The 8870-nt window shown below is 64.9% G+C and carries 5 protein-coding genes; all 5 read left to right on the top strand.

Annotated features, from left to right (window positions below; genetic code table 11):
• Window positions 1–295: hypothetical protein (locus tag RMO57_RS11355; protein ID WP_310386688.1), on the top strand; the 295-nt coding region annotated here is incomplete at its 5' end.
• A gap of 214 nt (window positions 296–509) precedes the next feature.
• On the top strand, window positions 510–1712 hold the full coding sequence (locus RMO57_RS11350) for a ribonucleotide-diphosphate reductase subunit beta (protein WP_310386686.1): 1203 nt from the start codon (window positions 510–512) through the stop codon (window positions 1710–1712).
• Window positions 1713–1924: 212 nt separating this feature from the next.
• Window positions 1925–2563 carry a histone gene (locus tag RMO57_RS11345; protein WP_310386684.1) on the top strand — a complete coding sequence of 213 codons (639 nt, stop codon included), beginning with the start codon at window positions 1925–1927 and terminating at the stop codon, window positions 2561–2563.
• A 170-nt stretch (window positions 2564–2733) separates the two neighbouring features.
• Window positions 2734–8649 (top strand): alpha-2-macroglobulin family protein, encoded by a 5916-nt coding sequence (locus RMO57_RS11340; RefSeq protein ID WP_310386683.1) that lies wholly within the window; start codon window positions 2734–2736, stop codon window positions 8647–8649.
• A partial coding sequence (locus RMO57_RS11335) for a hypothetical protein (protein WP_310386680.1) occupies window positions 8649–8870 on the top strand: 222 nt, incomplete at its 3' end. The genes RMO57_RS11340 and RMO57_RS11335, both read left to right, overlap by 1 nt.

The following is an 8870-nucleotide window of genomic DNA, read 5'->3' as shown; positions in this document are numbered from 1 at the left end:
GGCTCAATCGCTGAACATCTATATGGCCGGCGCCTCGGGCAAGAAGCTCGATGAGACCTACAAGCTGGCCTGGCTGCGCGGTCTGAAGACGACCTACTATTTGCGCACCATGGGCGCCACGCACGCCGAGAAGAGCACCGTCAAGTCTTCGGGTCAGCTCAATGCAGTCTCGTCGGGTGGCTCGACAGCGCTGGCCGCGACTGCGGCGCCGGTCGCGGCGGTGGAGCCCGAGTTGCCCGCGACCGACATGAAGTTCTGCGCGATTGATGACCCTGGCTGCGAGGCTTGCCAGTGAATCGTTGAAACTGAAAAAGGGTGACCGTTTTGTGGCCGCCCTTTTTCATGTCGCCCGCGATGCCGCTGTTCATCGGCATCTGCTGATTTTTGTATGCGCAAATTCGGAGTTATGTGATTTGCAGCTGCGCAACGCGCAAGGCGTCTTGAGGTCAAGAAGTCCTTGGTGTTTGAACGCAACACTCTGATAATTCGACACGATAGGAAAAGTGATTATGTTGGTTTGGGAAGAAGACCAGAAGCCCGCTGAAAAAGCACCCGCAGCAGCAAGCGTTGCGAATGTCGCGCCGACGCTATCCAGCCCCGCCGTGAACGTTGGCGGAGCCGCCACCGTAGCGGCAGCGGTTGCAAAATCCATAACGCCGAATGCCAACGCAAGCTTGGCGCCGAGCACCCCCGCCCGCCGCGTCAACGCCGCCGACAAGCGCATCATCAACGGCCAGACCGACGTCAACCAGTTGGTGCCCTTCAAGTACAAATGGGCCTGGGAAAAGTATCTCGCCACTTGCGCCAATCACTGGATGCCGCAAGAGGTGAATATGTCGCGCGACATCGCCTTGTGGAAAGACCCGAACGGGCTGACCGACGACGAGCGCCGCATCATCAAGCGCAACCTCGGCTTCTTCGTGACCGCCGATTCGCTTGCCGCCAACAACATCGTGCTGGGCACCTATCGCCATATCACCGCGCCCGAGTGCCGCCAGTTCTTGTTGCGTCAGGCCTTCGAGGAAGCGATCCACACCCACGCCTATCAATACATTGTTGAGTCGCTGGGCTTGGACGAGGCGGAGATCTTCAACGCCTATAACGAGGTCAAGTCGATCCGCGACAAGGATGAGTTCTTGATCCCCTTCATCGGCGCGATCATGGACCCGCACTTCAACACCGGCACGCCCGAGAACGATCAGATCTTGCTGAAGAGCTTGATCGTGTTCGCCTGCCTGATGGAAGGGCTGTTCTTCTATGTCGGCTTCGCGCAGATTCTGGCGATGGGGCGGCAAAACAAGATGACCGGTGCGGCCGAGCAGTACCAGTACATCTTGCGTGACGAGTCCATGCACTGCAACTTCGGCATTGACCTGATCAACCAGTTGAAGCTAGAAAATCCCCACCTGTGGACGCCCGAGTTCAGGGGCGAGATCAAGGCGCTTTTCATGAAGGCGGTTGATCTTGAATATGCGTATGCGGAAGACACCATGCCGCGTGGCGTGTTGGGCATGAACGCATCGATGTTCAAGGGCTATCTGCGCTATATCGCTAACCGGCGTGCGACCCAGATCGGCTTGGAAGAGTTGTTCCCCGGGGAGGAAAACCCTTTTCCCTGGATGAGCGAAATGATTGATTTGAAGAAGGAACGCAACTTCTTCGAAACCCGCGTCATCGAGTATCAATCCGGGGGCGCTTTATCCTGGGACTGAACAGGTATTGGTTTGGAGCCTTTGTCTGCGCTGTTCCGGGTTATGGATGACTCAAGAAGATTCGTTGGCTGAAGCGTTGTTCAGCTAACAACCCAATTCACCGCACCGGGGCGCCAAACTTTAAGCGACATCTGGGTGGTGAATAACTGCGCTGCAGCGGCTTAGGTCCTTGCGGGCAGTGCTCTTTCCACTTGATCTAGGAGAACTGAAAAATGGCAACTGCAAAGAAGGCTCCGGCCAAAAAGGCCGCACCGGCAACCAAAGCGGTCGTTCCGGCCAAGAAGGTCGCCGCTCCCGTGAAGGCTGCTGCACCGGCTAAGAAGGCTGCTGCACCCGCCAAGAAGGCGGCAGCACCGGCAAAGAAGGCCGCTGCACCGGCGAAGAAGGCGGCAGCACCCGCTGCGCCGGCTAAGAAGGCCGCTGCGCCTGCTAAAAAGGTGGCAGCTCCAACCAAGAAGGCCGCCGCACCTGCCAAGAAGGCGGCGGCTCCAGCCAAGAAGGCCGCTGCACCTGCTGCACCGGCCAAGAAGGTAGCAGCTCCAGCCAAGAAGGCCGCTGTGCCCGCCAAGAAGGCTGCCGCTCCGGCCAAGAAGGACACGCCTCCGGCCAAGAAGGACACGCCTCCAGTCAAGGTGCCAGCGAATAAGGCAGCCCCTAAGCCAGCAGCCAAACCAGCAGCTAAACCAGCTGCAAAAGCTGCCGCCAAGCCCGCAGCCAAGCCCGCAGCCAAAGCGGCCGCCAAGCCAGCCGCTAAGAAGTCGGCCACCAAGCCAGCCAGCGCAGCACCAGCTGCCAAGACAGCGCTGAGCCCACAAGCTGCCTGGCCTTTCCCAACGGGCAACAAGCCCTGAGTCTGTGCTTGAGGCCGCCTAGGTATTCAAGTTAGGCACTCAAGTTCAAAACCCGGCCTAGGTCGGGTTTTTTTGCGCCCAGAATTCGCTGCACTTTCACCGAAGCGCGCCGGACCAAGTGCCACTTGGCACTAGACTGGCCGCTGATCTTGATAAGCCTGGGAGGGCCTATGAATCGCTGGCTCGGAAGGTGGTCAAAATGGGCGGCCTTGCTGCCGGCGCTTCATGTGCTGGCGCTGTCCGCGGCCTTCGCCGCGTCGGTCAACGTCAGCCCGAGCGGCGAAGTGGCCGAGGTCCGGCAGATCAGGCTGGGTTTTTCCGAGGCGGTGGTGGCGGCCGGCAACCCGAGTTTGCCGGCGCCGGCCAGTTTGCGCTGCCAGAGTGCGGCCGGCTTGAGCAGCCCGGCCGGCAGTGGGCGCTGGTCCAGTGCCCAGCAATGGCTGTTCGATCTGAACGAGGCTCTGCCGGCCGCCAGTCAATGCCAGTTGCTGATCAAAGCCGATTTCAAACCACTCGGCACGGCCTTGAGCGGCCCGCGTGAATTCGGCTTTAGCACCGGCTCGCCCATCGTCCTGCAGGCCCAGCCCTGGCCAGGCAGCCAGGTCGAAGAAGACCAGCATTTCCTGCTGAAACTGAACGGCGGCTTGAGCGCGGCCGAAGTGAGCGGGCGCGCTTGGTGCGAGGTCGAGGGCCTGGGCGAGCGATTGCCGGCGCAGCTGGCTGATGAGACCGAGCGCAGCGCCGTTTTCAAGGCGCGCCGGATCGCCAAGAACTCCGAACGCGATTGGCTGCTGCGCTGCCAGCGGCCGTTGCCGCCCGGTGCCAAGCTGCAGCTGGTCTGGGCGCATGGCAAGGCGGGGGCGCGCCAGCGCTTCGAGTACCAGGTGCGGCGGCCCTTCACGGCCGATTTTTCCTGCGAGCGTGAGCGTGCCAATGCGCCTTGCATCCCGGTGCGGCCGCTGCGCCTGCAGTTCAGCGAGCCGGTGGCGCGCGAGCAGGCGCTCAAGGTGAGGCTGAAGCCATCAAGTGGTCCGGCCTTGTCGCCGCAGCTGGCGGCCAGCGATCAAACGCCCGAGCTGAGTGAGCTGCGCTTCCCCGCGCCCTTGGCCGAGCACGCGCAATTCATGCTGGAGCTGCCGGCCGGTCTGCAGGATGCCAGCGGCCGGGCATTGAGCAATGCGGCGAGCTTCCCGCTGCGGGTGGCCACCGGCGCCGCACCGCCCTTGGCCAAGTTCGCTGCCGCACCGTTTGGCGTGATCGAGCGCGACGCCGACGGCCCGGCCCTGCTGCCCATCACGATGCGCCATGTGCAGGCGGACTGGGCTGTGAGCGGGCAGGGCGCAGCCGCTTCAACCGCGTCGCCCGGTGAAATCCGCATCAAGCGCTTGCAGACCGACGCCGAGGTGCTGGCCTGGTACGCCAAGCTGCAGCGTTATCACGAGGCGTCCTTGAGCGCGCGCGAGCTGGGCCTGCCGCCCTCGCAGTGGCAAGAGACGGTCACCAGCGTGGACGAGGCGGGCAAGCGCCGCAGCCAAGTCAACACCCGCTATTTGCACACGCGCGAGGTCGGCTTGCTGGCGCAGGACAAGAGCACCCAGCTGCTGGCCCTGCCGCCAATGCAAAAGTTGAGCAGTGCCGAAGCGCAGGTGCGGCCGTTCGAGGTGATCGGCCTGCCCTTGAGCGAGCCCGGCTATCACGTGATCGAGATTCGCTCGGCCAAGTTGGGGCTGGCCCTGTTGGACAAGCCCGCGCCTATGTTTGTGCGCACCGGCGTGCTGGTGACCAATCTGGGCGTGCACTTCAAATGGGGCCGCGAAAACAGCGTGGTCTGGGTAACCAGCCTTGACCGTGGCCGGCCGGTGCCGCAGGCCGAGGTGGTCGTCAATGACTGCGCCGGCAAGCCCTTGTGGAGCGGGCGCACCGACAGCCAAGGCCTGGCCAAGATTGCTTTGGCCTTGGCCCAGCCGGACTGGAACGACAAACGTTGCCTTGCTGACCGCGGCTTCTTCGTCACCGCTCGCAAGGCCAATGCTGACCCCAAGAAGCCCGGCGATATGGCTTTTGTGTTCAGCAACTGGAACCGCGGCATCGAGAACTGGCGCTTCGGCCTGCCCACGGCCAGTGGCCCCGAGCTCGATGCGCGCGCCCACACGGTGCTGGACCGCAGCCTGCTGCGCGCCGGCGAGACGCTGTCGATGAAGCATTTCTTTCGCTTGGAGAACTTGCAAGGCCTGAGCCTGGCCAAGCCCGAGCAACTGCCGGAACGCGTCAAGCTAACGCATCAGGGCAGCGGTGAAAAAATCGAGTTGCCGCTGACCTGGGGCTCGCCGCGCAGCAGCACATCGCAATGGCAGATCCCCGCCAATGCCAAGCTGGGCAGCTACAGCATCACGTTGGAGCGCGGCTTGGCCGATTCGCAGCGCGCAGGCACTCACAACAGCAGCTGGCCCAGCGGCGAATTCCGGGTCGAGGAATTTCGGCTGCCCTTGATAGACGCAAGGCTGAGCGGCCCCAAGACCTTGGCGGTGGCGCCAGCCGAGTTGCGCTTGACGGCGCAGCTCAACCATCTGGCCGGCGGCGGCTTGGCCCAGGCGCCGCTCAAACTCAGCGCTTTGTTGCGGCCGCGCGCCTTGAGCTTTGCCGGTTATGAAGAGTTTGTGTTCGAGCCGCCGCAGGAGCGGACAGCGAATGCCGGCGCTGCTGACGATCAGGAGGAAGAAGGTCAAGCCGTTCAGCGCGACGGCAAGCTGGTCGTCGACAAAATGGCCGGCCTGACCGATCGCAACGGCGCCGCGGAATTTTTGCTCAAACCGCTCCCCAAACTGGAGCGCGCCAGCGAGTTGCTGGCCGAGCTGAGTTATCAAGACCCGAACGGCGAGACCAAGACGGTGGCGCAGCGGCTGCCGCTGTGGCACTCGAACGTGGTGCTGGGCCTGCGCAGCAAGGGCTGGGTCAGCCGCGCTGACGGCAAGCTGGATTTCACAGCACTGGCGCTGGACACCGCCGGCAAACCGCTGGTCGGCCAGCGCATCGTGGTGCGGGCGCGCCTCAACCAGCTGATCAGCACGCGCAAGCGCATGGTGGGCGGCTTTTACGCCTATGACAACAAGACCCAAGTCAAGGAGCTGGGCCAGGTGTGCAGCGGCAACAGCGACGCACAGGGCCTGCTGGCCTGCAGCGCCACGCTGGCTGTGGCCGGCGAGGAGGAGCTGGTGGCCTCGGCGCAAGACGCTCAAGGGCGGGCGGTGCAGGTGGCCAGCAGCGTCTGGCTGACCCGCCAGGGTGAGCTCTGGTTCGAGCAAGACAATGACGACCGCATCGATCTGCTGGCCGAGAAAAAGCATTACGAGCCGGGCGAAACGGCACGCCTGCAGGTGCGCATGCCTTACCGAGAGGCGACCGTCTTGCTGGCGGTGGAGCGTGAAGGGGTGATCGAGACCAAGGTGCTGAGCTTGCGCGGCAGCGACCCCACCATCGAGCTCAAGATCGACAAGGCTTGGGCACCTAACGTCTATATCAGCGTGCTGGCGCTGCGCGGCCGGGTTTTTGACGTGCCCTGGTACTCGTTTTTCCGCTGGGGCTGGCGGGCGCCGGTCGATTGGTGGCGGGCTTTTCGCGAGGGCCGCAGCATGCCGCCGCCCAGCGCGATGGTGGATCTGGCCAAACCCTCGTTCAAGCTCGGCGTGGCCGAGCTGCAAGTGGGCCGGGCCGCGCATCAGCTGCAGGTCGCGGTGACGACCGACAAGCCGCAGTACAGCGTGCGCCAGACGGTGCTGACCCGCGTCAAGGTGAGCCAGCACGGCCGCCCGCTGGCGCATGCCGAGCTCGCGTTTGCGGCCGTTGACGAAGGTTTGCTGGCGTTGCGCGGCAACCCGTCCTGGGACCTGCTGCCGGCCCTGATTCAACGCCGCAGCTGGGGCGTGGAGACGGCCACAGCGCAGAGTGAAATCATCGGCCGGCGCCATTACGGCCGCAAGGCGGTGGCGGCCGGTGGCGGCGGCGGGAGCGCAGCCACGCGTGAGCTGTTCGACACCTTGCTGCTGTGGCGTCCGCAGGTCACGCTCGACGCCCAGGGCGAGGCGGTGATCGAAGTGCCCCTGAATGACTCGCTGACCAGCTTCCGACTGGTGGCGATTGCCGACGCCGGGGCCAGCAAGTTCGGAGTCGGTCAAACCTCGGTGCGCGTCACGCAGGACCTGCAATTGCTGTCCGGCCTGCCGCCGCTGCTGCGCCAGGGCGACCAGGTCCAGGCCGCATTGACGCTGCGCAACACCACCACACGCGCGATGAAACTGCGCGTCAGCTTGCAAGGCAACGCGCAGGGCCTGAGCAACTTGCCCAGCCCGCCGGCGCAAGACCTGACCCTGGCGGCCGGTGCCGCACGCGAGCTGCTCTGGGACTTGCAGATTCCGGAGGGGGTGGACAGCATCAGCTGGGAGGCGCAGGCCAGCGAGATTGGCGGCGCGGCGCGGGATCGCCTGCGGGTCAGCCAGCGCGTGCTGCCCGCCGTCAAGTTGCAGGTCCTTCAAGCGAGCTTGAGCCAGCTCGACGGCAGCATGAGCCTGGCCGTGGCGCCGCCGCCGGACGCGTTGCCGGTGGTGGGCGTCAAGCAAGGCGGTGTCAATGTGTTGCTGCAGGCACGCTTGGGTGGTGATTTGCCAGGCCCGAGGCGCTTCTTTGAAAACTACCCCTATAGCTGCCTGGAGCAACTGAGCTCGCAAGCGATTGGCCTGCATGACGACGCCCGCTGGCAAAGCCTGATGAACCGCCTACCCGGCTATCTGGACGGTGACGGCCTGGCCAGCTTTTTCCCGCCGCAGCCGGGTGAGCGAGCGGCCGGCAGCGACCGCCTGACCGCCTATTTGCTGGCCTCCGCCCATGAGGCCGGCCGCGCGCTGCCGCCGGACGCGCAGGCGCGCATGCTGGAGGCCTTGAGCGCCTTTGTCGAGGGCCGCGTGTTGCGCAAGAGCTGGTCGCCGCGCAGCGCCCAGCTGGACGGCGAGGTGCGGCGTTTGGCCGCGCTGGAGGCCTTGTCGCGCTACGGCCGGGCCAGCGCGGCCGGCTTGTCCAGCGTCGACGGGCGCAATCTGAGCACCTGGCCGACGGCGGCGGTGATCGATTGGCTGAGCCTGCATCGGCGTGTTGCCAAGGCGCCGCAACGCGAGCAGCGTATTCAGGAGGCGCAGGCGCTGCTGCGCAGCCGCTTGAGCTTTGCCGGCACCCGCCTGGGCTTCAGCACCGAAGCCGATGACGCCTGGTGGTGGCTGATGGACAGCGCCGACAGCAATGCGGCACGCCTGCTGTTGACCGCTATCGACGACCCAGCCTGGAGCGCTGAGCTGCCGCGCCTGCTGCAGGGTTTGTTGGCCCGCCAGCGCCAAGGGGCTTGGTCCACCACAACGGCCAATCTCTGGGCCGTGTTGGCGCTGGATAAATTCGCGGCCAAGTTCGAGACGGTCAAGCCGTCCGGCCAGACCACCGCCTCCTTGGGGACGGTCAGCCAGACCCAGGATTGGGCGCGCAAGCCCGCCGGCGCGGCCTTTTTGCTGCCCTGGAGCGAGGGTAATTTGACGCTGCAACAGCAGGGTGCCGGCAAGCCCTGGGTGACGATCCAGTCGCTCGCGGCCGTGCCCTTGAAGGCCCCGCTGTTCGCCGGCTACCGGCTCGCGCGCGAGCTGGCGCCGGTGGAGCAAAAAGTGGCGGGCCGCTGGTCGCGCGGTGATCTGGTGAGGGTGCGTCTTAAGCTGGAGGCGCAAAGCGATATGACCTGGGTGGTGCTGAGCGACCCCCTGCCGGCCGGTGCGGCCGTCATGGGCTCCGGTCTCGGCGGGGATTCCGCATTGGCGTTGCAGACCAACGCCAATGCGGCGCCCGCCGTCGGTCAGCGGCCCAGCTATATCGAGCGCAGCTTTGAGGCCTGGCGCGGCTATTTCGAGTTCCTGCCGCGCGGCAAACATGAGTTTGAGTACACCGTCAGGCTGAACAATGCCGGGCGCTTCTTGCTGCCCGGCACGCGCGCCGAGGCCATGTATGCGCCGGAGCAGTTCGGCGAGCTGCCGCAGGGGGTGTTGGAGGTGGCGCCTTGATGATGAAGCGCTGCTTGGTGCTGGCAGCTTTGTCGCTGGGCTTGGCCGCGCCGGCCGCGGCCCAGCCCAGCTTCGAGCAGGTGCGCGCCGCACACCGGGTGTCGGACTTCACGCTGCTGGCCGCTAACGGTGAAGCGCTGCAGACACTGCGCCTGGATCACCAGCGCCGCGCCTTGGCTTGGGTGGCGCTGGAGGATATGTCGCCGGCGCTGCTGCAGGCC

This window comes from Roseateles sp., assembly GCF_031397715.1.
In the GTDB taxonomy this organism is placed as follows: Bacteria; Pseudomonadota; Gammaproteobacteria; order Burkholderiales; family Burkholderiaceae_C; genus Paucibacter_A.
This window is presented reverse-complemented; position numbering and strand designations above follow the sequence as displayed.

What these genes read in the sequence shown, in the direction of transcription:
- RMO57_RS11350 (WP_310386686.1), top strand. Translation starts at nt 510, where the DNA reads ATGTTGGTTTGGGAAGAAGACCAGAAGCCCGCTGAAAAAGCACCCGCA.
- RMO57_RS11345 (WP_310386684.1), top strand. Translation starts at nt 1,925, where the DNA reads ATGGCAACTGCAAAGAAGGCTCCGGCCAAAAAGGCCGCACCGGCAACC.
- RMO57_RS11340 (WP_310386683.1), top strand. Translation starts at nt 2,734, where the DNA reads ATGAATCGCTGGCTCGGAAGGTGGTCAAAATGGGCGGCCTTGCTGCCG.